We start from the raw sequence: 23,403 nt of genomic DNA on the forward strand, positions 1-23,403 counted from the left end.
CCGGACCGGCGAGTGTGCCGGCCGATCCGGCGGGTTCTAGGCTGTCCGGGTGACCCGACTCAGCGCTCTCAGCGTCCCGGCCGACCCGACCTCGAAGGAGCGCCTCGGCGCGAGGGGTCTCGACTACCGCACTGTCGACACCGCCGATCGCGACGCGTTCCTGAGCGCGATGCAGGCCGTCACGCGCGGGTTCCTCGGACCCGAGATCACCGGCGCAGCCGTCGCCGAGGAGTCCGAGCCGGAGGATGGCCGGCGCTACCTCGGCATCTTCGACGCCGGCATCGCGCAGCCGCAGGTGCCGGTCGCGACGATCGACTCCTGGGTCACGCCGCTGAGTGTGCCCGGCGGCGAGCTCGACATGTGGGCCATCAGCGGTGTCACAGTCGCCGGCACGCACCGGGGACGCGGGATCGCGCGGGCGATGCTCGAGGGCGAGGTCCGCGCGGCTGCCGACGCCGGGCTCGCCATCGCCGGCCTCACGGTGACCGAGACCACGCTGTACGGGCGGTACGGCTTCGGTGCGGCCGTGCCGATGAGTACCTGGACGATCGACACCCGCCGCGCCGGGTGGGCCGGGCCGGACGTCGACGGCCGCGTCGAGTTCATCTCCCGGGAACAGCTCGCGAGCGACCTCGGGCAGGTGCACGAACGGGTGCGCACGCGCCGGGGCGGGGAGATCGCGGCGTGGCCCCGGCGGTGGCGCCAGGCCGCGGGCCTGTCGACGTCGGTGAAGGACGGCGACCACGTCCGCGGCGTGCGCTACGTGGACTCAGACGGCGAGGTCCGCGGCGTCCTTTCCTACCGCGTGATCGGGAACGAGCGCGAGTTCACCCGGTCCCGGCTGGACGTCGGCGTCCTCGTCACCGAGACCCCGGACGCGGCCGCCGCGCTGTGGGGGTACGCCCTGCAGCATGCTCTCGTCGCTGAGGTCACGGCGTCGCTGCGACCCGTCGACGACCCGGTGCGCTGGCTGGTCCGGGACGAGCGCGGCGCGGTCCAGACGATCCGGGACCACGGCTGGCTGCGGATCCTGGACCTTCCGCAGGCGCTCCGGGCGCGGACGTACTCGGCGACCGCGGACGTGACGCTCGAGGTCACCGATCCGCTCGGGCTGACCAGCGGGACCTGGCGGGTGCGGACCGCGCTCGACGACGGGGCCGAAGTGTCGCGCGTGACGGCCGAGGCGGGTGCTTCGGCTACGTCGACAGAGGCGGGGGCTTCGGGGCCGTCGGCGGAGTCGACTGCGACCGGTACGGCCGACGTGCGTCTCGGCATCGCCGAGTTGTCCGCGGCCTACCTCGGTGGCACGCCCCTGACCGGCCTGCTCGCGGCCGGCCGGATCGCGGGTGAGCCCGCGGCCGTCGCCGCCCTCGATGCGGCGCTTCGCCCGGCCCAGCCGCCGGCCCTCAGCATCTGGTACTGAGCCGGCCCTGAGCCGTCCAGGCTCCGCGCGGCTGCGGCGCCGCGCCGCTGACTTAGTACCTGTCGCTCTGAAACCGCACTGTCGAACGGTGCGATCTCAGCGTGACCGGTGCGATCTCAGCGGGATGACGCGACCAACGGGTGCCGTCAGCGGCAGAGGGCGTCGGTAGAGCCTGCTTCCAGGCCGGTCTCGGTGATGGCGTAGCCGACGACGGCGTAGCAGTCGCCGGTGGCGTCCGGGTCGAGGCCCTCGACGACGAACTCGTCCGCGTCGGGTGTGAGTTGGCGGAGCACGGCGGCCGGGGAGCCATCCGCCTGGACGCTCACGACGAGGAGGTAGTCGACCTCGGTCGCGGGGGGAGCCCACGTGAGCAGTACCGATGTGCCCTGCGGGGTGAGCACGGGGTTGACCGGCGCGAGATCGGGGTTGCCGACGGTGGGTTGCGGCGGGGCGTCACCCGTCTGGACGTCGGTCGGATCCACCGGCACCACCACGTCGGACTCCGTGGGCGTCGGGTCCGGCTCCTCCTCGCCACCGAGCAGCGCCGACCCGATCCCGAAGGCGGCGCCGACAAGCAGCGCGCCGCCGACGAACGCGACGATCCGGCGCCAGGTGGTGCCGGAACCCTCACGGGACTTGGACGGGCCGGCGTCAGACGGCTCCGGCTCAGGTTCCGGGGCCATGCCGGTGGCGTCGTCGTCGACCGTCGCGGGTGCCGGCTGGTGCCCGACGTGCGCGAGCACGGACGGCGCCAACGGTGAGGGCTGCGCCGCGGGATCCGACGCGGCCGGCGGCTGCGCGACCGGTGGAGTCCGGCTGGAGGCCGCCGACGGCGGTGCCGTCGGGAAGGTGGCGTCGGGAGCCCGCGGGAGCGCTGCGCCCTGGGGTTCGGCCGAGGACGTGGCCGCGGACGGTTCGGCAGTCGTGGCAGGCACGGCCGCCGCCCCGGCCGACTCCGGGTCCCAGGACCGGTCCTCGGTCCTGATCGAGCGCAGCCGGTCCAGCGCCTCCGCCGCAGCGGGTCGACGTTCGGGGTCCGCGTGCAGGCCTGCCTCGATCAGGTCGCGCAGCCCGGCGGGGAGGTCGCCGCGGTCCAGCGGCCGGCGCGCGCCGGTGCGGACCCGGCGCAGGTAGGACAGCGCCGTGTCGTCGTGGGGGTCGAGCGCGGCGAACGGGGCCCGTCCGTCGAGGAGCGTGAACAGGGTGGAGCCGAGCGACCAGACGTCGTCGGCCTCGGTCGGGGGCAGACCGTCGAGCACCTGGGGGGAGGCGTGCCGGTAGCTGAACCGCTCCACGGAGGCCGTGTGCCCGGCGTCCGCCATCCGCGCGATGCCGAAGTCGCTGAGCACGTAGGACGTCGGCAGCAGCAGGATGTTCTGCGGCTTCACGTCCCGGTGCAGCACCCCGCGCGCGTGCGCGAACGCGAGGGCGTCGGCGACGGCCGTGCCGGCGGCCACCACCTCGGAGACCGGCAGGGCACCGTGCGCACGGACCCGGTCGTGCAGCGACCCGAGATCGTGGAAGTCCATGATCAGGCAGGGGTCGCCGTCGGAGGTCGTGGTGGTGTCCAGCACGTTGACGATGTGCGGGTGCTGGCGACCGAGGGACACGGTGATGGCGAGCTCGCGCTCGAACCGGGCGGCCGCCGATGGCTCCGCCTTGATGACCTTGATCGCGACGTCCCGGTCGAGGCTGTCCTGGCGCGCCCGGTACACGACGCTGTCGCCGCCGGTCGCGACCTCGACCAGGTGGGAGTAGCCGGCCACCGACACCGAGGACGGCGTCGCCGGGCGCCGGTCGACCGGGCCCCCAGCAGTGCGGGTGGGCTCGTTCGGCCCCGCAGGTCCGGGGTTCCGGCCGGACATCGCGCCGACCGCCTCCGCCAGCGGGCGCGGGGCCGCGGGCGCCCAGTCGTCGTCGGACACGCGAACCCCCTCCCCGGACCGGCGCCGTCGGCCCGGCGCACGTGGTTCCGAGGATAGGCGGTGCCCGGCGGGTTCGCGGCGGTCCCGGCGGTGGAAGGTTCCGCAGCGGCAGCTCGGGGCTCGCGGCGCCCGGCGTCGACGTCGTCGAGCACTCGTCGTCGCGCGGCAAGCCGGAGCGAAGGCCTTGTTACCGTGGCCCGATGACGCGTCCCCCGTCCCGGCCGTCGAGCCGAGCCGTGACGAGTTCCGACGACGAACGAGTTCTGACCTGGGTCCGGGACGCCCTTGGCCGCGAGGTCCGGATCGTCGCCACCATCCCGTTGACCGGAGGCCTGTCGGAGGCGATGTTCCGCCTTGAGCTCACCGGCGCCGACGTTGGCGCCGTGGTCCTGAGGCGCTGGCCGAGCGACGGTGACTGGCAGCGCGACTCCGCGCGTCGGGAAGCGACCGCGCTGAGCCTGCTCAGCGGCCGCGGAGTCGGAACCCCCGAGCTGATCGCCACGGACCCGGCTGGGGAGTGGACCGGTCGCCCCGCCAACCTGATGACCCACCTGCCCGGTGCTGGTCAGCTACGTCCTACCGACATCGCGGGGTGGACCGGCGAGGTGGCCGCCCGGCTGGCGCTGATCCATGATCAGCCACGCGATCCGCGGCAGCAGCCGAGCCCGAGGTGGGTCGACCTGGACGACCGGGATCGACGAGCCTGGCTGGCCGACCTGCCGTACGGCGACGAGGCCCTCTCCCTCGCACGCGGCGCGACCGCTCCCGTGCGGGAGGTGTTCGGCCACGGCGACTACCAGCACTTCAACCTGCTCTGGACGCAGGGACGGCTCAGCGGGGTCGTCGACTGGACGATGAGTGGGGTGGCCGACGCGGGTCGGGACGTCGGCCACTGTGCCCTCAACCTCGCCGTGCTGTACGGGCCGGATCGGGCCGGGCGGTTCGTGGAGCGCTACGAAACGATCACCGGGACTCGCGTCGATCCGGGCTGGCTGATGTCCGAACTGCTCGACTTCTCGCCGGCGTGGACGGAGTTCATCCCGCTCCAGGTCGGCGGTCGCATCCCGGTCGACCTGGCCGGCATGCGTGGTCGTGTCGAGGAACTGATCTCCGAGGTGCTGCGCTCCGCCGGGTGATCCGCTGGACTGCGGACCGACCCGGCGGACGCCGTTGCGGGGCGGTGGGCGGTACGAGGTCCTCAGACCGGGCGCTGGGCCGGAACCGTCGCCGCGAGGAGGTAACGCGCGGCGGCCTCGGCCGCGTCCGCCGTCGGGGTCTGCGTCGAGCGCACCGCGAGATGCACGGACTGGTCGGCGCCGATGAGGTCGTCATCGGTGCGGATCTCGAGCCCCCACGAGCGCAGGCGCTGCCCTCGGACCGAGTCGGTCACGAGGAACACGCGGCGGCCGTCGTCGAGGAACGCGACGGGCACGGGTCGCCGCGGCAAGGTGGTCGCCTCGGCGAGGGCGTCGACGGCGTCCCTGACGGCGGCGACGGTGGGATCGGTGGTGTGGGTGGTTGTTTCGAGCATGGTGGTCATGGGTGTCTCCTAGGTTCGGTGTCCGGCGGCGGCACCCAACCGGCGACGGCGGTCGGCCGCGTCCGATGTCTCGCGCGGCGCACGGCTCCGGGGTTCTCGCGCGTGGAATGTCGCGCGTGCTGCCCGGGCGTATCCGCCGCGTTGGAGGGGTGCCGGCGGCGCAGCCATCAATGGTGCGCGTCTCGCCGGTCTGTGGTGTAACCATAGCCGGGGTCCGGGCATTCCCCGACTGCAGGCACCGGCGAACCCGGATCCGCGATGCCTACCCCTTCAGCCCCGTGGTCGTGATGCCCCGGATGAGGTACTTCTGCGCGAACGCGAAGAACAGCATGATCGGGATCAGGGAGAGCACGGACATCGCGAGCAGCATGCCGATCCCGCTGTTGGACTCGGCGTCGACCATCGAGCTCAGCGCCACCGGCACGGTGAACACGGACTGATCGGTCAGGTAGATCAACGGGGTGAAGAAGTCGTTCCAGGTCCAGATGAACGTGAAGATCGTGGTGGTCACCAGGGCCGGGCGCATCAACGGGAAGATGACGTACCAGAACGTGCGGAACGGCCCGGCGCCGTCGATCGCGGCGGCCTGGTCGAGCTCGCGCGGGATGCCCCGGATGAACTGGACCATCAGGAAGATGAAGAACGCGTCCGTGGCCAGGAACTTCGGCAGCACCAGCGGCACGAACGTGTTCACCAGGTCGAACTGGGAGAAGATGATGTACTGCGGGATCACCAGGACGTGCATCGGCAGCATCACCGAGACCAGCACGATCCCGAAGTACACGTTGCGGGCCTTGAAGGTGAGCCGGGCGAGGGCGTACGCGGTCAGCGAGCAGGAGAACAGGTTGCCCACGATGGAGCTGATCGTGACCACGAACGAGTTGCCGTAGAACACCCAGAACGGGCGGGTCAGCGAGTTCCACCCGTTGATGAAGTTCTCGAGCGTGAACTCCTCCGGGATGAGCGGGCCGGTGAGGATCTCGCTCTCCGGTGTGAACGCGCTCGTGACCATCCAGACCAGCGGATAGAGCATGAACGCGACGAACACTCCGAGGCCCGCGTGCCTGGCGACGGACCGCCCACGCCGGCGGGGCCGGCGCCGGGTGGTCGAGGCGGCCGCGGCGCCGGTGGGCGGAGCGGTGGGCGTGACGGTTTGTGTGGTCATCATCAGTCTCCGTAGAACACCCAGTACTTGGACAGCAGGAAGTGGCCCGCGGTCATGACACCGATGAAGACCAGCAGGACCCAGGCCAGTGCGGAGGCGTAGCCCATGTCGAATGCCGTGAAGCCCTGCTGGTAGATGTAGAGCGTGTAGAAGAGAGTGGAGTCCACCGGGCCGCCGGAGCCGCCGCTGACCACGTGCGCCTGCGTGAACGCCTGGAACGCCCCGATCGTCTGCAGGATCAGGTTGAAGAAGATGATCGGGGTCAGCAGCGGCACCGTGATCGAGCCGAACTGGCGCAGCACCGAGGCGCCGTCCACCCGCGCGGACTCATAGAGCTCCTCCGGGATCTGGCGCAGTCCGGCCAGGAAGATCACCATCGGCGAGCCGAACGTCCACACGTTCAGGACCACGAGGGTGCCCAGCGCCGTCTGCGGGTTCTGCAGCCAGCTCGACCCCTCGATCCCCACCAGCGCGAGCGCGGAGTTGACGAGCCCCGAGTGGCCGAACAGTTCACGCCAGAGCACCGCCACGGCGACGCTCGAACCCAGCAGCGAGGGCAGGTAGAACGCGCTCCGGTAGAACGTCAGCCCGCGCATGCCCCGGTCCAGGATCAGCGCGAGCAGCAGTGCGAAGGCGAGCTGGAGCGGCACCGAGACCAGCACGTAGGTGAGCGTGACCCGCACCGACTGCCAGAACCGCTCGTCGGCGAACATCCGCTCGAAGTTCGCGAGCCCGATGAACTCCGGGGTGGACAGGACGTTGTAGTCGGTGAACGCGAGGTAGAGGGAGGCGAGGGTCGGCACGGCGGTGATGCCGACCAGCCCCACCAGCCAGGGCAGCATGAAGACGTGCGCTGCCCGCCCCTGCCGGTTCAGACGACTCTTGCGCCGGCTCGGCGTCGTTGCGGTGGCCATGGATGAGCTCCGAGTCCCAGGTCGCCTGTCAGGCCGCGCGCTCGATAGCGGCCTGGAGCTCGGCGATCATGGCCGTCGCGGCGTCGACCGTGGTCGACTGCTCGAGGGCGACCTGCTCGGAGACCCGAGTGAGGATGGTGCGCCACGTGCTCGAGCCGGCCGGGGCCTCGTAGCGTGGGTTGCGCTCCAGCGCCCGGTCATGGGAGACGGCGTCGAGCATCTGCTGCTCGTCCGGCGAGGCGAACTCGGTGACTTCCTCCGCGACCCGCGGGTTCACCGGCGCGCCCATGGTCAGGCCAGTGATCCGGAGCATGTCGCTGTTGTTCGCGCTGTAGTTCAGGAGCGTGCCCGCTGCCTCGAGGTTGGCCTCGTCGATGTCGCCGTAGATCGCCAGCCGCGGGGTGTAGAGGTACGGATGCCCGGCGGTCGCGTCCGCGGCCACGGGCATGTTCCGGAGCAGGAAGGTGGCCTCGGGGAAGAACTGGGCGTCGTCGATGATGTGGTTGGAGTTGCCGAAGTAGCTCAGCACCCGCTCGCCGATCAGCGACCAGTCCGCGCCCACGCCGTCCTGCTCCGAGAGGGAGGGCGCGGCACCGGCCAGGCGCAGGTTCTCCCAGAAGTCGAGCCAGCTCGCGATGCCGTCCGCGGTGAACCCGATCTGACCGTCCTCGGTCCACAACTGCTCGCCGCGCTGACGCAGCCAGGCCTCCAGGGTGAGGTCGTGGTCCGGGCCGTAGTTGACGGCCCAGCGTCCGTTCGGGTTGTTCGCGGCGTAGTCGATCGCGAACTCGGTGAAGCCGTCCCAGCTCCAGTCCTCACCCTCCGGCAGCGTCACGCCGTCCTCCTCCGCCATCGTGGCGTTGTACCGGACCACCGGCACGAAGATCCCGAGGGCCATCGTGTTGTGCACGCCGTCGAGGCGCAGCCCGTCGATGTCCGCGTCGCTGTAGTCGCTGAGGTCGAGGGTGCCGACGCCGTCCAGGTCGTGGAACAGCCCGTTGGCGTAATAGGTCATCACCTGCGCCGACGGCACCCAGAACAGGTCCGGGACGTTGCGCGCCGCCATCTGGGTGGTCATCCGCTCCTGGAACGCGGTGTACTCGGCGAACTCCGTCTCGATCGTGATCTCGGGGTGGTCCTCCATGAAGGCGTTCAGGGCGTTCGTGTAGTTCTCCTGGCGCACGTTGTTGCCCCACCAGGCGTAGCGCAGCGTGGCGGAGCCGCCGGCATCCGTTCCGCCGCCACCTCCGCCACCACTGCCGCCACCGACGCCCGAGCAGGCGGCGGCCGTGCCCGCCATCCCCGCGACGGCGGCGAACTTCAGCATGTTCCTACGGCTCATCTCACGCATCGTTGCGTCTCCCTCATCGGTGAAGTACGGCGGCCCCGTCGTCGGGACCGTCGGTTGAACTGATGCTAGTTTCGGCACACTTGACCGTCAATGAATCATGCAAACTTGTTTGACAATCACCCTCCTGGAGGAGTTCTAGTCGAGGACGAGCACCTCGAACCCACCGATGGTCGGGGTCGTGACCCGGATCCCGTCCTCCGTGGCGGACACCGGGACCTCCACTCCCGCCACCAGCGCCCGGGCCCGTGGCGTTGGGCCGGTCCAGGGCAGCCTCAGCTCGACCGGCGCGATCGGCACCGGATCGAGGAACCGCTGGACGGCGTCACCGCTGCGGTTGAGCAGATGCACGACCGTGCCCGCGTCCGAACGGCCGCGGACCACCTCGAGCTGCTCGGGGATCCCGGTACCGATCGGGCGGGCGCCGAGGGTGCGGATCCTCGTCGCGATTTCGTCGCGCACGGCGCGCAGTCCCTGCTCCCGGTAGACGCGCCCGACGGTCCACGGCAGGTGGGCCACCGTGCCGCCGTCGAGGGTCCGTTCGGCGTAGCCGGGATGATCGGCCTCGGTGTGGCCGTAGCACTTCTCCGGTGGGCCGTACGGCGCCCGGCCGAGGGTCGGCAGGGCGACCGAGGCGTCCGGATGTGGCTCGATGATGTGCAGGGCGCCGATGACCGGCGCGGGCCGGCCCCACGGGTGCCCGGACGGCGTGGTGCCGTCGAGGCGCACATACGCCGCGCGGGTCGTCTCCACCGAGGTCAGGCTGGCGAGGTGGCGACGCACCGGCGAGGCGGCAAGCTGTCCGGCGCCCGCGGCCAGCGCGGAGGAACCGGTGGCGAGCACGGACCCGCCGACGGCCACGAACCTGTCCAGAGCGGTCACGGCCGCCGGCGCGAGTTCGCCCACGTCCGCCAGGACCACGACGCGGTACCCGGTGAGCGAGCCCACGCCGTCGCCAGGGGAGCCGAGGTCGGCGATCCGGGTGCTGCTGAGCACGTCGAACGGCAGGTGGGACTCGGTGAGGGTGAGGTACAGGCCCTCGAACTCCGAGCGGACGCCCTCGGCGCGGTCCGGCTCGATCCGGTCGCCGCGGACCAGCAGCACGTCGGCGTCGGGCCGCAGCCCGGCGTAGACGTCGGCGTGGTCGCGGTGGAACCGGGTGAGTTCGCCGGCAACCGTGAGGTTCGCGTACGGGCTGTCGCTCGGGCGGCCCATCACGTAGGTGGACGGCACCGCGCCGTGCGCGATCGCCTGGATCAGGAACTGGGCGAAGTGGTTCGGCTCCTCGCCGGCGAGCCGGTACGGCATGTCCACGAACCCGACGGCGTTGACCAGCACCGGCACTTGCGGCCGGTACGCCTTCGCCGCCGAGACGTGCTCGGCGGTGAGGTGGTGCCACAGCGGACGCCCCACCCCGTTGTTCGCCTCGTGGAAGACGATGTCCGCGCGGTCGCCGAGGATCAGCGCCGCACTCGGTGCGAGTGAGCGGATGTGGGCCCGGAGCCGGGCGGTGAGGTCGTCCAGGGTGAGCCGGGCGTAGTCCTGCCAGGTTCGGTAGCCGGGGGAGGAGGGTTCCTGCGGCAGCGGGGTCCCGGGCGCGAACGCGGCGAAGCCCTCCCGGCAGGCCAGGCAGTGGCACACGCCCCAGTAGGTGCGGGAGTAGTCCACCTCGTTGAAGGACATCCAGTTCAGGAAGAAGCCGGCGATGTCGTAGCGGGTGAGCACCTCGGTGATCACCTCGAACACCTGCTGCTGGTAGTACGGCCCGCTCGGGCACACGCTGACCAGGCCGTTGTAGACCTGGTTCTCGCCGTGGGCGTTCACGAACAGCCACTCCGGGTGTTCCTCGGCGCGCCGCCGGTCCACCTTGGAGAAGTCCATCCGGCCGAGCACCCTGATGCCGCGCTCGGCCGCGGCCGGGACCGCGTCGCCGACCAGGTCGCCCGAGGTGCGCCCGGCCAGGGCCGGGTTCGAGGTCTGGCTCGCGAGCGCCGTCGGGTAGTTCGAGACGATCCCACCCACCGACAGGAGCCAGACGTTCGCGCCGAAGGCCTCGAGGAAGTCCAGCACCTCGCCTACGTCCAGATCGGCGTCGATCTCACGAAGGTTCGTCTGGAACGTGCGGAACGGCGCACGCCACCACTCGGCCCCCGGGCTCGCCGGTGCAGCCTGGTCGCCGGCCCGGGCGGACCTGGCGTCGGTCGCGGTCATGTCGTGACCCGGCCGGCCGCGTGGCCGAGCACCCGGTGCAGGGCGGAGTGGTCGGCGTCGCCGAGGCCCTGGGCGATCGCGGCACTCATGAACTCGTGCGCCGAGGCGGTGTGCGGCAGCGGCAGGTCCATCGCCCGCGCCGAGCCGAGGGCGAGGCCGAGGTCCTTGCGGTGCAGCCGGATCCGGAAGCCCGGGTCGTAGCTGTGATCGACCATCCGCTGCCCGTGCACCTCGAGGATGCGCGAGGAGGCGAAGCCGCCCATCAGGGCGTCCCGGACGACGGCCGGGTCGACCCCTGCGGCCTCCGCGAACGTCAGGCCCTCGGCGACGGCCTGGATGGTGAGGGCGACGATGATCTGGTTGGCCACCTTCGCCGTCTGGCCGGCGCCGACGTCGCCGACGTGGGTGATGGTGGCGCCGAGGATCTCCAGTAGCGGCGTGGCCCGCTCGAACGTGGCCGCGGTCCCGCCGGCCAGGATGGTCAGGGTCCCGGCGCGGGCACCGACGTCGCCACCGGACACCGGGGCGTCGAGGTACTCGCCGCCGGCACCGGTGATCCGCTCCGCGAAGGAGCGGGTGGCGACCGGCGAGATGGAGCTCATGTCGATGACGAGCGCGCCGGGGCGCAGCGACCCGGCGACGCCGTCGGCCCCGAACAGGACCTCCTCGACGTCCGGGGTGTCCGGGAGCATGAGGATCACGACCTCGGCCTCCTTGGCCGCGTCCGCGGCGGAGCCGGCGCGGCGCCCGCCGGCCTCGACGAGGTGTTCGGTGGACTCCTTCACGCGGTGGAGGTGGACGGTGTGGCCGGCGGCGATCAGGTTCGCCGCCATCGGGGCGCCCATGACGCCGAGTCCGATGAATCCGATCTGCACGTGTGTCTCCTTCGATGGGGTGGGCCCGCTCGGGCAGGTCAGGTCCGGGCGGGGTGCGGTCAGGTCCAGGTGAGGTGCGCGACCTCGAGGACGTCGACGGCGGGCACGCTCACGTGGACCCGGCCGTCGGCGACGTGCGCCGGCGTCGAGGTGTCGGCGAGGAGCAGCCGCGCGGTCGCACCGGTGGCGCCGGGCGGGAGGGCCACCGAGATCTCCTGCGGCGGCAGCGGGATCGTCTCGCGGTTCTGCCCGCGCATCGCCATCGGGTTGTTCAGGTTCACCAGGGCCACGGCCATCGACGTCTCGTCCGTGCGGACGGCCACGTCCACGAGCCCTTGGCCCTCGATGCGCACCCGGGGTGCGCCGCCGAGCGCCCAGGCGACGGCGTTCTGGATGAGCCGAGCGTGATCGTGCTGCATCGCCGCCCAGAGGATCTCGCCCACGTTGAACGCCAGGTACACGCTGCGCCCGCCGCCGGGCTGCTCGCGGCAGACCACCGCGGCGGAGCCCTCCCCACCGCGGGGATAGACCTCCTCCATCGGCAAGTCCGGGTAGTCCGGCACGAACCGGAACGGGACCGAGGTGAGGCCACCGCCCGACGCACCGGCCGCCGTCGGGGTCTCGATCGGCTCGACCCCGACGAGGTGGGTGCCGCCGACCACCCGGGTGGCCCCGTCGAAGCCGGCGGCGACCGGGTGCTGCGGGTCGAGCGCGATGTAGTTGTTCTTGACCGGCCCGCGCGGGGCCTCGGTGAGGCGGACGCCGAGCACGTCGCCGAGGGCGAGGTCGACGCCGCCGGCACCGTCGGTGACCAGGGACGACTCGTGGGCGGCCACCAGGCTGCCGCCGCTGGCCACCCACGCGCGGATCACCGCGCAGTGCGCGTCGGAGAGAGCCCGGCAGTTCGGCAGGATCAGGACCCGGTACGGGGCGAGCCGTTCGGGGGTGAGCTCGGTGTCCGCGATGTAGTCGAACGGCACCCGCGCCTCGACGAGGGCCTGGTAGAAGCCGTCCTCGTCGGCGCTGCCGGCGGTGTAGCTCGCCCACGGGTTCGTCGGGTCGAGGCGGACGTTGTCCAGGACCGCGACCTCGCTCGTGATCTCCATGCCGGAGAACACCCCGGCGACGCGCTCGTGCAGCGTGAACGCGTCCACGATCGGCGCCACCCAGCGGGTGTCGAACACGTTGGCGTTGAACTTCGTGTACCAGGGCAGCGCGCCGTGCACGAACCCGTCGGCCATCCAGGTCACGATCTCGTGCGGGTCGGCCACCGAGTCCTTCCACCGGTACTCGCCGTGCTCGGGGCCGACCGACGTGATCAGCGCGACCGGGCGGTCCGGGAACATGCCCCGGCTGCGCTTGCCGATCCGCCCCGACCACCACAGCGCCTCGTTCTCGGACCGGCCCTGCTTGTCGATGAAGAACATCGGATACCGGTCGTCCACCAGGTCGCGGACCAGGTCCCGGGTCAGCATCGCGCCGCGGTTGGGGATGAACCGGGCGTGCGGGCGGACCTCGCGCACCGCGTCGTCCCAGAGCACCACGAGCTCGGACAGCTGCCGGCTGCGCCAGGTGGTGTAGGCGCGCCACGCGGGGTCGGTGCGGTCCTGCGTACGCGGCAGGTGCAGGCCGGTGTCGTCGAAGAACTGGCGTTCGGCACCCTCGGAGTACGAGATCGCGGAGGGCCCCTCCCAGCGGTTCGCGAACACCGCGTCCACGTCGTAGTCGCGCACGATCTCACGGGCGACGTCGGTGATGAACTCGCGGTGGTAGCTGCTGAACGGGTCGGTCAGCCAGATGTCCGGGAACGCCCAGTGCGGGATCGGGTTTCCGTCGGCGTCGCGCGCGAGCCACTCGGGGTGGGCCTGCGCGGCGTCGGCGTGGATCGCGTGTGGGTCCACCCGGGCCATCACGTGCATGCCCAGGTCGCGGGCGCCGTCGACCAGCTCGCCGAACGGGTCGGTGTCCCCGAGGTACTTGCTGCGGTAGTGGAACGGGATCTGGGTCGGGTAGAACGCCATGTAGCCGCCGGCGCTCAGGCACAGCGCGTTGGAGTGGGACCGGCGCATCACCGAGATCCAGAACTCCGGGTCGAAATGCAGCGGATCGTCCTCCACGAAGGTCAGCTGGGTCCACCGGGTGGCGGTGCGGAACCAGTCCAGTGAGCGCTCGGCGGTGGGGTTCTGCGGGAGGGGGTCGAGCCCGGGCTCGTGATCCGTTGTCAGCATCGTTGCGACCTCTCGTTCGGCGTCCTCGTAGTATTGTCTGACAAGAAAGCAAGTACAACATGTACTGCCCAGAGTCTTGGAGTGTGAGACGTGCAGCACCTCGGCTACGACCTCAGTGCCAACGTGTCCCTGCTGTGGACCGAGCATGACTACCTCGATCGGTTCGCCGCCGCGGCCGACGCCGGTTTCGGCGCGGTGGAGACCTGGTGGCCGTTCCCTGGCGCCGAGCCGACCGCCGTGCAGGAGGCGGAGCTGCTGCGGGCGATCGAGGCCGCCGGGGTGCGCCTGCGCGGGCTGAACTTCTTCGCCGGGGACATGCCCGCGGGCGAGCGGGGGATCGCCACGAACGCAGCCCGGCGGGCGGAGCTCATCGCGAACATCGCCGCGGTGCAGCGCATCGCCGAGGCCACCGGCTGTGACCGGTTCAATCTGCTCTACGGCCAGTTGGCGGACGACGAGGACCCGACGGCGCAGCACGCCACCGCGCAGGAGGCGGTCACCATCGCGGCCGCGGCCCTGGCCGACCGGGGCGGGCTGGTGCTCATCGAGCCGCTGGCCGCCGGGCTGAACGGGGCCTACCCGCTGCACACGCACGAGGACGTGATCGCCCTGCTGGACGGCCCGTTGGCGGGCGTGGCAGGCGTCGGTCTGCTGTTCGACACCTTCCACCTGGCCATGAACGGCGTCGACGTGGTCGCGGCGGCCGGGCGGTCCGCGGCACACATCGCGCACGTGCAGATCGCCGATGCCCCGGGCCGCGGCGAGCCCGGATCGGGTGACCTCGCCTGGGACGAGGTGTTCGCCGCGCTGCGGGCGGCCGGTTTCGCGGGGCCGGTCGCCGCCGAGTACCGGCCCACCGGGTCCACGGCGGACTCGCTGGCGTGGGTTCGCCCGTGAACGGCGGTGGCATCCCCTACAGTGGCTCCGGACGGCGGGGTGGCCGATCCCTAGACTCGTCTCATCGTCAGACAATCTCCCGAGGGGATCGCATGAGCGCAGGGCAGTTCCAGCTGGGTCCGTCCTCGCTCACCGATGCCCTCTACGAGTCGGTCCGGAGCAGGATCATCAGCGGGGACATCGCCCCCGGTGAGAAGCTCACCGAGCAGCGGATCGCCGACGACTACCGGGTCGCGCGTCCGACCGCGAAGGCCTGCCTGGAGCGGCTCACCGCGCTCGGTCTGCTGCGCCGGTCCGCCCACAAGACGGCCGTGGTGCCCGAGCTCGACGAGGTCGACATCACCGACCTGTTCTTCACCCGCGAGATGTTCGAGTGCACGGCGGCGGACCGGCTGGCGCAGGCCCGGACCGTGCCGGAGGCGGCCCGCAAGGCGCAGACGGCGATCGAGTCCGCGGTCCGCGCGAAGGCCTTCGACGATCAGGTCGTGGCGGACATCGAGTTCCACTGGGCGCTCATCAACGCCGTGGACAGCCCCAGGTTGTCCCGGGTGTACGAGATGGTCAGTGGAGAGGTGCACCTGACGATGGGGCAGTTCAAGGCGCACCGGCGCACCGCCCCGTCGACGGTGGCGGCCGAGCACGCGCTGATCCTGAAGGCGATCGAGGACGGCGACCGGGCGGCGGCCCGCGAGCAGATGGCGCACCACCTGCAGCAGGCACGGGACCGGGTCCTCGCCCAGGTGGTCGCCTCTCGCGAGGAAGCCCCGGCCTGACCCGTCGGCCGACCGGGGACTCCCCGACTTGCATGGCCGGCCGGCCTGCGTAACGGTGGAACGGACCGAGGCGCACGCGTGCGGTTCTCCGCTGCCGTCGAGCGCCCCCATCGAAGTCACGAGAGGGAGCCCCAATGCTCACCCTGACCGAGAACGCCCAGTCCGCCATCAAGACCATCGCCACCGAAGCAGGCCTGCCGGACGACGGCGGGGTCCGGATCTCCATGGCCGAGAGCGGCACCGAGCTCGAGATGGCGTTGGCACCGGAACCCGCGGCCGGCGACGACGTCATCGAGAACGCCGGGGCCCGCGTCTTCGTGCCCACCGAGACCGCGGCCCTGCTCGCCGAGCAGGAACTGGATGCGGCGACCACCGAGCAGGGCACCGGCTTCACACTGCGCCAGCAAGGGTAGCGAACGCGCCCCCGTCGGCCGCCGGCCGGCGGGAGCACTACCCCGAACGGGGTGAGGTCTGAGCGCCGCGGCCGCGCGTAGAGTCCGCCGCTATGACCTCCGCGACCACCGGTCGGCCGTCCTGGCTGTTGCCTACGCTCGCCGGGTACCGGCGGCGCTGGCTCGGCCGGGACGTCGTCGCCGGCCTGTCCGCCGGAGCGGTCGTGGTGCCGCAGGCGATGGCCTACGCGACGGTCGCGAACCTGCCCGTCCAGGTCGGCCTGTACACCTGCATCGTCCCGACGGCCGTGTACGCACTGCTCGGCGGCAGCCGGGCGATGAGCGTCTCCACGACGTCGACGATCGCGACGCTGACCGCGACCACACTGGTCGCCGCCGGTATCGCGACCGGTGCCGGCGGCCCCGATGCCGCCCTCGGTTCGCTCGTGACGCTGACCCTGCTGGTCGGTGCCGTGCTGCTGGCCGCGCGGCTGCTCGGGCTGGGCGCCCTGGTGGAGAACATCAGCGGCGCCACCGTGCTCGGCGTCAAGATCGGGGTCGGGGCCACGGTCGCGGTCGGCCAGCTGCCGACGCTCCTCGGCGAGACCGAGAACGTCTCCGGTGCCGGGTTCCTGCGCGCACTGGTCGCGGTCGGCAGGGCGCTCAACGACGTCAACGGCCCGACGGCGGTGCTCTCGCTCGCGTCGATCCTCGCCCTGGTCCTGCTCAAGCGGTTCGCGCCCCGGGTCCCGGGGCCGCTCCTGGTCGTCGCGGCGGGCATCGTCATCGTCGCGGTCACCTCCGCCGAGGCCGCCGGGCTGCGGCTCATCGATCCGGTCCCGTCCGGGCTGCCGCGGCCGACCCTTCCCGAGCTCACCCACCTCGGCGCCCTCCTGCCGGGTGCGCTCGCGATCGCGGTGATGGCGTTCCTGGAGTCCGCGGCCGTGGCCCGGGGGATCCGCCGGGCGCCTGAGCCGGCGATCGACAGCGACGCGGAACTGCTCGCCGCGGGTGCCACGAACGCTGCCGGTGCCCTGTTCGGCGCGATGCCGGCCGCGGGCGGGTTCTCCCAGAGCGCCATCAACCGGGGCGCAGGTGCCCGGTCGCAGGTCTCCGGCCTCGTCACGGTCGCCCTCGCCGTCGCCGTCGCGCTGTTCCTGGCCCCGGTCCTGAGCCTGCTCCCACAGGCGACGCTGGCCGCCATGGTCGTGGTCGCCGTCGTCGGGCTGATCGACGTCCCCATGCTGGTGCGGTGGTCGCAGATCAGCCCACCCGACTTCTGGATCGCGTTCGTGGTGGCCGTCGTCGGCCTGTCGGCCGGCCTGCTGGCGGCCGTCGGGGTCGGCGTCGTCGCGACCCTCGCGCTGGTGCTCCGAGAGATCAACACCCCGCGGCTGGAGGTGACCGAGTGGCGCGGCGGCGCTCTCGCGGTCCACCTCGGTCAGGGCCTCTACACGGCGAACGCCCTGGCGAACGAGCGCGCACTCGTGCACCTGGCCACGTCCCAGGACGAACCGGTGCGCGCGCTCGTCCTCGACGTCGAACGCCTCGACGTGGTCACCATGACCGTGCTGGACGCCCTCGCCGATCTCGACCGCGAGCTGGCGGGCCACGGCATCGAACTGCACCTTGCCCGGCTGCCGGGCTCCGCCGTCGAGGTCGCTCGGCATGTGCCCTGGTACCAACAGGTCGCGGCAGCCGGCCGCGTCCACGACAGTGTCGAGGACGGACTGGCCGCCGCGGCGGACTGAGGCGTGGGACGGGTCAGGAGTTGCCGGCGACGCTCTTGAGCTTCTGCATCACCTTGTCGATGGTGAACGTCGCCGGTGCCTGCCGGGGCGGGAACTCGAGGAACGTCTTCAGCATCGACGCCACGAACGCCTGGGCCGGTACGAACAGGAAGATCCGGTCCAACAGCCAGTCCCAGTAGGTGTTGGAGGTGCGATCGGCACGCTCGAACGGGTCCGTCTTCAGATTGAAGAGTTTCGGCACCCGCAGCTCGACCCAGGGGTCGACCCATACCGCGAGCGTGCCCTCCGTGCGCTGTTCGAGGAAGACGATCTTCCAGTTGTCGAAGCGCAACGCCGTGAGGTCACCCTCGTCGGAGACGTAGAAGAATGTTTTGCGTGGGCTCTCCGGTGCCGCCCCGGTGATGTAGTCGAGCTGGTTGTGGCCGTCGAGCTGCACGTGATAGTTCGTGCCGTTCAACTCGGTCCCGGCCGCCAGCCGTTCGGCGATGTCGGGGTCGCCGGCCGCGGCGAGCAGGGTGACGAACCAGTCGTTGTGGCTGACGATCCCGTTGAGGGTGGTCCCGGCCGGGATGTGCCCGGGCCAGCGCACCATGGCGGGCGACCGGTAGGCACCCTCCCAGTTCGAGTTCTTCTCGTTCCGGAACGGGGTCATCGCGCCGTCCGGCCAGGTGTTCATGTGCGGGCCGTTGTCCGTGGAGTACATGACGATCGTGTCCTCGGCGAGGCCGAGCTCGTCGATCAGGTCGAGCAGGTTCCCGACGATGTCGTCGTGATAGAGCATCGCGTCGTGGTACTCCGACTGCCAGCGGCCGGCCCGCCCCTTGTCCTGCTCGCGCACGTGCGTCCGGAAGTGCATGTGGGTCGCGTTGAACCACACGAAGAACGGCGTGTCATCCTCGGCCTTCGCGCGGATGAACTCGGACGCGGCGTCCCGGAACTCCTCGTCACAGGTCTCCATCCGCTTCTTCGTCAGCGGGCCGGTGTCCTCCACCCGCTGCGTCCCGTCTCCGTTCGCCCAGGAGTGGATGACGCCGCGCGGGCCGAACCGGTCACGGAAGTTGGGAAACTCCTCGGGTGAGGGGTAGTCGGGGTGCTCGGGCTCCTCCTCGGCGTTGAGGTGGTACAGGTTGCCGAAGAACTCGTCGAAGCCGTGCATCGTGGGCAGGAACTCGTCACGGTCACCCAGGTGGTTCTTCCCGAACTGGCCGGTGGCGTAGCCCTGGGCCTTGAGCGCGGTGGCGATCGTGGGGTCCTCCGCGCGCAGACCGATGTTCGCGCCGGGCATGCCGACCTTCGTCAGGCCGGTGCGGTACGGGTTCTGCCCGGTGATGAACGCGGCGCGGCCGGCGGTGCAGCTCTGCTCGCCGTAGTAGTCGGTGAACTTCACCCCTTCGTCGGCGACGCGGTCGATGTTGGGCGTGCGGTAGCCCATCAGCCCGTCGGAATACGTACTGAGGTTGGTGATGCCGATGTCGTCGCCCCAGATGATCAGGATGTTCGGCTTGTCTGCCACGGTGTGCTCCCTCGGATCGTCGGCGGGAAAGTCCCACCCCGATCGAATCACCGCACGCTGCCGCACAGATCATCCGTGCCGGGTGAGCCCGGGCCCCGCCGGGCACCCGTAGCGTCGGCGACCGAGGGCGGCCGGAGGATCCGTCCCGGACGGAAGGACACCCACGGTGACCGACTCCCTGCCTGCTCTGCCGTCCTGGCGGGACACCCCCACCCGGACGGCGATCAGCGAGTTCATCGCTGCCGTCACGGCCGAGGACGGCCCCGACTTCGTGCCACCCGAGGGCCGGGTCGCGGTCTTCGACAACGACGGCACGCTCTGGACCGAGAAGCCGATGCTGGTCCAGCTGCACTACCTGCTCGAGCAGTGGAAGGTCGCCGCCGAGGCCGATCCCACCCTCGCCGAGACGCAGCCGTACCGGGCCGCCGTCACCGGGGACCTCGCCTGGCTCGGTGCCGCGGTCGACAAGCACTACGCCGGGGACGACTCGGATCTCGGCGCGATCATCGCCGCGGTGTCCGCCGCCAGCGCCGGAACGAGCGTCGAGGAGTACGAAGCCTCGGTGGCGGCGTTCTTCCGGCAGGCGCGCCACCTGACCCTCGGCAGTTCCTACGCCCACACGGTCTACCAGCCGATGGTCGAGCTGGTCCGGCTGCTCGATGCCCACGACTTCCGCACCTACATCGTCTCCGGCGGGGAGCGTGACTTCATGCGGCAGATCGCGCAGGACTACTACGGGATCCCGACGCAGCGAGTGGTCGGCACCGGGCTCGGGATGGAGTACGACGCCGAGCAGAACGTGGTGCGCTACAAGGGCGCCTTGTCCTTCTTCGACGACGGCCCGGAGAAGCCGGTGCGGATCTGGATGCGCACCGGGCGGCGGCCGATCCTGGCCGCCGGCAACTCCAACGGGGACATCCCGATGCTCCGGTTCGCCCAGGGCAACCCGCGCAGCCTCGCCCTGCTCGTCAACCATGACGACGACACCGACCGCGGCGACATCCCCTACGCCAAGGGCGCCGAGAAGGCGATCGAGGCGGCGCCGGCACACGGGTTCACCGTGGTCAGCGTCCGCGACGACTGGTCGCAGGTGTTCCCGGCAGGCGACCAGCAGGCCTGAGGCGAGCCGGCCGCACGAGCCGGGTTCCGCCGTCGGGCATTCGCAAGAAACCGGCTCAGGCGTCCTTCGCGCAGCGGAACCCGATATGGGACATCCCGGTGTCCTCGGCCTGCGGCGAGCGCGCCGCGGGCCGGAACCGGAGGCAGTACTCCGGCGAGCACAGCTGCGACCCGCCCTTGAGGACCCGGCGGGGGATCGCGAACCCCTCCTGCGCGCTCGCGGTCGCGAGCAGGTTCGTGCGCTTGCCCGGGTCCACCGGGTTGTCCGACAGGCGCAGGTGCCGCGGCGTGTAGTAGTCCGACGTCCACTCCCAGACATTGCCGATCATGTCGAAGAGGCCGTAGCCGTTCGCGGGGTAGGAGCCGACCGGCGCGGCGTCCCCGACGCCCTGGTTGTCGTACGGGAAGCGCCCGAGCCATGTGTTCGCCTGTGCGACGCCGTCCGGGTAGGGCTCGTCACCCCACGCGAACCGCTCGCCGTCCGAGCCGCCGCGCGCCGCGTACTCGTGCTCGGCCTCGGTCGGCAGCCGTAGGCCCGCCCAGGTCGCGTACGCGGTGGCGTCCTCGAAGCTGACGTGGATGACCGGGTGGTCCGGGCGGCCGGCGACGGTGGAGTCCGGGCCGAACGGCCGACGCCAGGACGCGCCCGGCTGCCAGCGCCACCAGTTCCGCCAGTTCCGCAGGTCGACGGGCCCGGCTGTCGGGGTGAAGACCATGGCGCCCGGCACCAGGTCCGCCGGGTCCGCGCCCGGGAAGTCCTTCGGGTCCATCTCGCGCTCGGCCACGGTGACGTACCCGGTCGCCTCGACGAAGCGCGCGTACGCGGCGTTCGTCACCTCGTACCGGTCGATCCAGAACGGCCCGACCTCGCGGGAGTGCACCGGGCGCTCGTCGGGGTAGAACTCCTCGGAACCCATCAGGAAGGTGCCGCCGTCGAGGTGGACCAAGTCGTGGGTGGTGGCGGTCATGACCGTGGGGCTCCTTCGCTGGGCGTCGGTCGCGAGTCTAGGGCGGCGGCCCCCGGTCGGTCAGGGCCCGACGGCGGTGCTCGCCTCGAGCGCGTCCCGCAGGTCCGCCGTGGTGCCGACGGGCAGGTCGCAGACGAAGCCGCGGCACACGTAGGCCGCGGACCCGCCGCGCAGCAGGGGCCGGTCGGCGAGCAGCGGGTGGGGCCGCGGGGCGGAGCCGGCCGCCGGGGCTGCGGACCCGTCTGCCGGCTGCCCGCCGGAGACCTCCGGCGGTCCGTACGCGAGCACCAGGCCGGGAGACGTGCCGGCCCGCGCGAGCCGGACCATCTCCGCGGCCACGTCATCGGTGCCGACCACCGCGACCTGGACCGGACCGGCCGCGGCCGCCTCGGCGACGGCGAGCGTCCAGCCCGCGAACCGGGCGTCACGCCGGGCCACCTCGCCACCGGCCGCGATCGCCGCATCGGCCTCGGCCCGCCACCGGCCGGTGAGCGCGGAGAACGTCAGCAGCGCCCCGGCCAGGGCCGACGTGCCGGACGGCTCCGCGTTGTCGCCCAGCCCACGCGGGCGGATGACCAGGGGCTCCGCGTCGTCGGCGGTGTCGAAGAAGCCGCCGGCGCCGTCGGTGAAGTGGGTCAGCGCGGTGGCGAGGAGCGCGTCGGCCGCGTCCAGCCAGCGCCGCTCGCCGGTGGCCTGGTGCAGGGCGAGCAGACCCTCGGCGAGATTGCCGTAGTCGTCGGCCACCCCGGCGGCCAGACCCGCGACGCCGTCGCGGGAGGTCCGGAGCAGCCGGGAGCCCGCGGTCGGCGCAGCCGGGTCCGCGGGGTCGGCCGCACCGGCGCTCGCCGCGTCCGGCTCGCCCGGCACCACGTGCACCGCCAGCAGGAAGTCCGCGCACCGGCTCGCAGCGGCCACCCACTCGGGCCGCTCCAGCAGCGCACCCGCCTCGGCGAGCGCCGCGATCGCCAGGCCGTTCCAGCTCGTGACCACCTTGTCGTCGCGGGCCGGCTGCGGCCGTGCGGACCGGGCCGCGAGCAGCGCCGACCGCCAGGCGGGCCACTGCTCCGGCGGCTCGCCGAGCAACCGCAGCGTCGAGCGGCCCGCCTCGAACGTGCCCTCGGCAGTGACGCCCAACAGCTCGGCCGCAGCGACGCCGTCGGGCCCGAGGACCTGTTCCACCTCGGCAGGCGACCAGACGTACGTCAGGCCCTCCTCGCCGTCGGTGTCCGCGTCCAGCGCGGAGGCGAAGCCGCCCTCGGCGGTGCCGAGGTCTCGGAGCAGGAACTCGGCAGTCTCGGAGGCCACCCGCCGGGCCTGCTCGGAGCCGGTGGCCCGGAACAGGTGCAGGTACACGCGCAGCAGCTGGGCGTTGTCGTAGAGCATCTTCTCGAAGTGCGGCACCACCCAGGCCGCGTCGACCGAGTAGCGCGCGAAGCCGCCGGCGAGCTGGTCGTAGATGCCGCCGCGGGCCATGGCGGTGCAGGTCGCCTCGACCATCGCCAGGGCCCGCTCCGATCCGGTCCGGGCGGCGTGCCGGAGCAGGAACTCGAGGACCATCGACGGCGGGAACTTCGGCGCCGAGCCGAAGCCGGCCCGGCGGGGGTCGAAGTCGAGCCGCAGGTGCGCGACGGCGTCCGCGAGCTGGGACTCCTCGATCGGCATGGGTGCGCCGACGTCGGCCAACGCGCGCAGGTCGTCGGCGATCTTCGCGCCGCCGTCCACGACCGCGGACCGGTTGTCCCGCCACACCTCGGTCACGGCCTGCAGGAGCTGGAGGAACTGGGGCCTGGGGTAGTAGGTGCCGCAGTGGAACGGCTCGCCTGCCGGGGTGAGGAAGCAGGTCATCGGCCACCCGCCGGCGCCGGTCATCGCCTGGGTGGCCCGCATGTACACGGCGTCGATGTCCGGGCGCTCCTCGCGGTCCACCTTGATCGCGACGAAGTGCTCGTTGATCGCCGCGGCCACGGCGTCGTCCTCGAACGACTCGTGCGCCATCACGTGGCACCAGTGACACGCGGCGTAGCCGACGGACAGCAGGATCGGCACGTCCCGCTCCCGCGCCTGCGCCAGGGCTTCGGGACCCCACTCCTGCCAGTGCACCGGGTTGTCCGCGTGCTGTCTGAGATAGGGCGAGGTGCTTGCGGCCAGTCGATTCGCCATGCTCCACCGTCTCACCTCGCCGGGGTGTGGCGCACCCGCGGTGGTCCACCGGCGGGTTCGGGTCGATGTCCGAGAATTGCTTTCGGCCTCGGCGCGCCCCGGGCTATCGTCGCCTCCCATGGCCTTCTAACGGGGGAGACCAGGGTCCGGCGGCACCGATGTCGGCGGATCCGTTCGGGACTGACGGCGGCCTGGGCCACG

18 protein-coding genes are annotated in these 23,403 nt (G+C 71.8%); 7 read left to right on the top strand and 11 right to left on the bottom strand.

From position 1 onward, the window contains the following. Window positions 1-49: 49 nt before the first annotated feature. Complete coding sequence (locus KCQ71_RS27815; RefSeq protein ID WP_223411347.1) at window positions 50-1,423, top strand: GNAT family N-acetyltransferase; 1,374 nt, start codon at window positions 50-52, stop codon at window positions 1,421-1,423. A gap of 146 nt (window positions 1,424-1,569) precedes the next feature. On the opposite strand, the gene KCQ71_RS24635 is transcribed toward KCQ71_RS27815, so the two are convergent. Next, complete coding sequence (locus tag KCQ71_RS24635) at window positions 1,570-3,348, bottom strand: serine/threonine-protein kinase (protein WP_223411348.1); 1,779 nt, start codon at window positions 3,346-3,348, stop codon at window positions 1,570-1,572. Window positions 3,349-3,548: 200 nt separating this feature from the next. Here KCQ71_RS24635 and KCQ71_RS24640 point away from each other — a divergent pair, with 200 nt between their 5' ends. Continuing rightward, window positions 3,549-4,484 carry a phosphotransferase family protein gene (locus KCQ71_RS24640; protein ID WP_223411349.1) on the top strand — a complete coding sequence of 312 codons (936 nt, stop codon included), beginning with the start codon at window positions 3,549-3,551 and terminating at the stop codon, window positions 4,482-4,484. Window positions 4,485-4,546: 62 nt separating this feature from the next. Here the strand turns inward: KCQ71_RS24640 and KCQ71_RS24645 are convergent, their stop codons facing one another. The 7 genes from KCQ71_RS24645 to KCQ71_RS24675 all read right to left on the bottom strand — a co-directional run bounded on the left by KCQ71_RS24645 (window position 4,547) and on the right by KCQ71_RS24675 (window position 13,629). Beyond that, window positions 4,547-4,888: a hypothetical protein gene (locus KCQ71_RS24645; RefSeq protein ID WP_223411350.1), complete on the bottom strand. Its 342-nt coding sequence runs from the start codon at window positions 4,886-4,888 to the stop codon at window positions 4,547-4,549. A 262-nt stretch (window positions 4,889-5,150) separates the two neighbouring features. Next, the gene (locus KCQ71_RS24650) at window positions 5,151-6,053 is read right to left on the bottom strand and encodes a carbohydrate ABC transporter permease (protein ID WP_223411351.1); all 903 of its coding nucleotides are present in this window, start codon (window positions 6,051-6,053) and stop codon (window positions 5,151-5,153) included. Window positions 6,054-6,055: 2 nt separating this feature from the next. Further along, a complete protein-coding gene (locus KCQ71_RS24655) occupies window positions 6,056-6,967 on the bottom strand; it encodes a carbohydrate ABC transporter permease (protein WP_223411352.1) in 912 nt (303 codons plus the stop codon). A gap of 28 nt (window positions 6,968-6,995) precedes the next feature. Next, window positions 6,996-8,309: an ABC transporter substrate-binding protein gene (locus KCQ71_RS24660; protein WP_249423502.1), complete on the bottom strand. Its 1,314-nt coding sequence runs from the start codon at window positions 8,307-8,309 to the stop codon at window positions 6,996-6,998. Between the two features lie 144 nt (window positions 8,310-8,453). Continuing rightward, window positions 8,454-10,526, bottom strand: coding sequence for an alpha-amylase family protein (locus tag KCQ71_RS24665; RefSeq protein ID WP_223411354.1), 2,073 nt, complete (start codon window positions 10,524-10,526; stop codon window positions 8,454-8,456). Continuing rightward, window positions 10,523-11,401: a 2-hydroxy-3-oxopropionate reductase gene (locus KCQ71_RS24670; RefSeq protein WP_223411355.1), complete on the bottom strand. Its 879-nt coding sequence runs from the start codon at window positions 11,399-11,401 to the stop codon at window positions 10,523-10,525. Before KCQ71_RS24670 ends, KCQ71_RS24665 begins: the two co-directional genes overlap by 4 nt. A gap of 59 nt (window positions 11,402-11,460) precedes the next feature. Then, window positions 11,461-13,629 (bottom strand): alpha-amylase family protein, encoded by a 2,169-nt coding sequence (locus KCQ71_RS24675; protein ID WP_223411356.1) that lies wholly within the window; start codon window positions 13,627-13,629, stop codon window positions 11,461-11,463. Between the two features lie 90 nt (window positions 13,630-13,719). Here KCQ71_RS24675 and KCQ71_RS24680 point away from each other — a divergent pair, with 90 nt between their 5' ends. From KCQ71_RS24680 to KCQ71_RS24695, 4 genes are all read left to right on the top strand, one after another. Next, entirely contained in the window at window positions 13,720-14,526 is an 807-nt protein-coding gene (locus tag KCQ71_RS24680) for a TIM barrel protein (protein ID WP_223411357.1), read from the top strand. Window positions 14,527-14,618: 92 nt separating this feature from the next. After that, window positions 14,619-15,299, top strand: a complete 681-nt coding sequence (locus KCQ71_RS24685) for a GntR family transcriptional regulator (RefSeq protein ID WP_223411358.1) — start codon at window positions 14,619-14,621, stop codon at window positions 15,297-15,299. A 134-nt stretch (window positions 15,300-15,433) separates the two neighbouring features. Beyond that, a complete protein-coding gene (locus KCQ71_RS24690) occupies window positions 15,434-15,712 on the top strand; it encodes a HesB/IscA family protein (RefSeq protein ID WP_223411359.1) in 279 nt (92 codons plus the stop codon). A 92-nt stretch (window positions 15,713-15,804) separates the two neighbouring features. Then, complete coding sequence (locus KCQ71_RS24695) at window positions 15,805-17,442, top strand: SulP family inorganic anion transporter (protein ID WP_223411360.1); 1,638 nt, start codon at window positions 15,805-15,807, stop codon at window positions 17,440-17,442. A 13-nt stretch (window positions 17,443-17,455) separates the two neighbouring features. On the opposite strand, the gene KCQ71_RS24700 is transcribed toward KCQ71_RS24695, so the two are convergent. After that, window positions 17,456-18,955 carry an arylsulfatase gene (locus KCQ71_RS24700; RefSeq protein ID WP_223411361.1) on the bottom strand — a complete coding sequence of 500 codons (1,500 nt, stop codon included), beginning with the start codon at window positions 18,953-18,955 and terminating at the stop codon, window positions 17,456-17,458. A gap of 166 nt (window positions 18,956-19,121) precedes the next feature. On the opposite strand from KCQ71_RS24700, the gene KCQ71_RS24705 reads away from it, so the two are divergent. Then, window positions 19,122-20,075 (top strand): HAD family hydrolase, encoded by a 954-nt coding sequence (locus KCQ71_RS24705; RefSeq protein ID WP_223411362.1) that lies wholly within the window; start codon window positions 19,122-19,124, stop codon window positions 20,073-20,075. A gap of 55 nt (window positions 20,076-20,130) precedes the next feature. Here KCQ71_RS24705 and KCQ71_RS24710 read toward each other — a convergent pair whose 3' ends face one another. Further along, a complete protein-coding gene (locus tag KCQ71_RS24710) occupies window positions 20,131-21,042 on the bottom strand; it encodes a formylglycine-generating enzyme family protein (protein ID WP_223411363.1) in 912 nt (303 codons plus the stop codon). 60 nt (window positions 21,043-21,102) lie between these two features. Then, entirely contained in the window at window positions 21,103-23,202 is a 2,100-nt protein-coding gene (locus KCQ71_RS24715; protein WP_223411364.1) for a thioredoxin domain-containing protein, read from the bottom strand. Window positions 23,203-23,403 lie beyond the last annotated feature (201 nt).

The sequence above is a fragment of the Occultella gossypii genome (genome assembly GCF_019947135.1).
Lineage (GTDB): Bacteria > Actinomycetota > Actinomycetes > Actinomycetales > Beutenbergiaceae > Occultella > Occultella gossypii.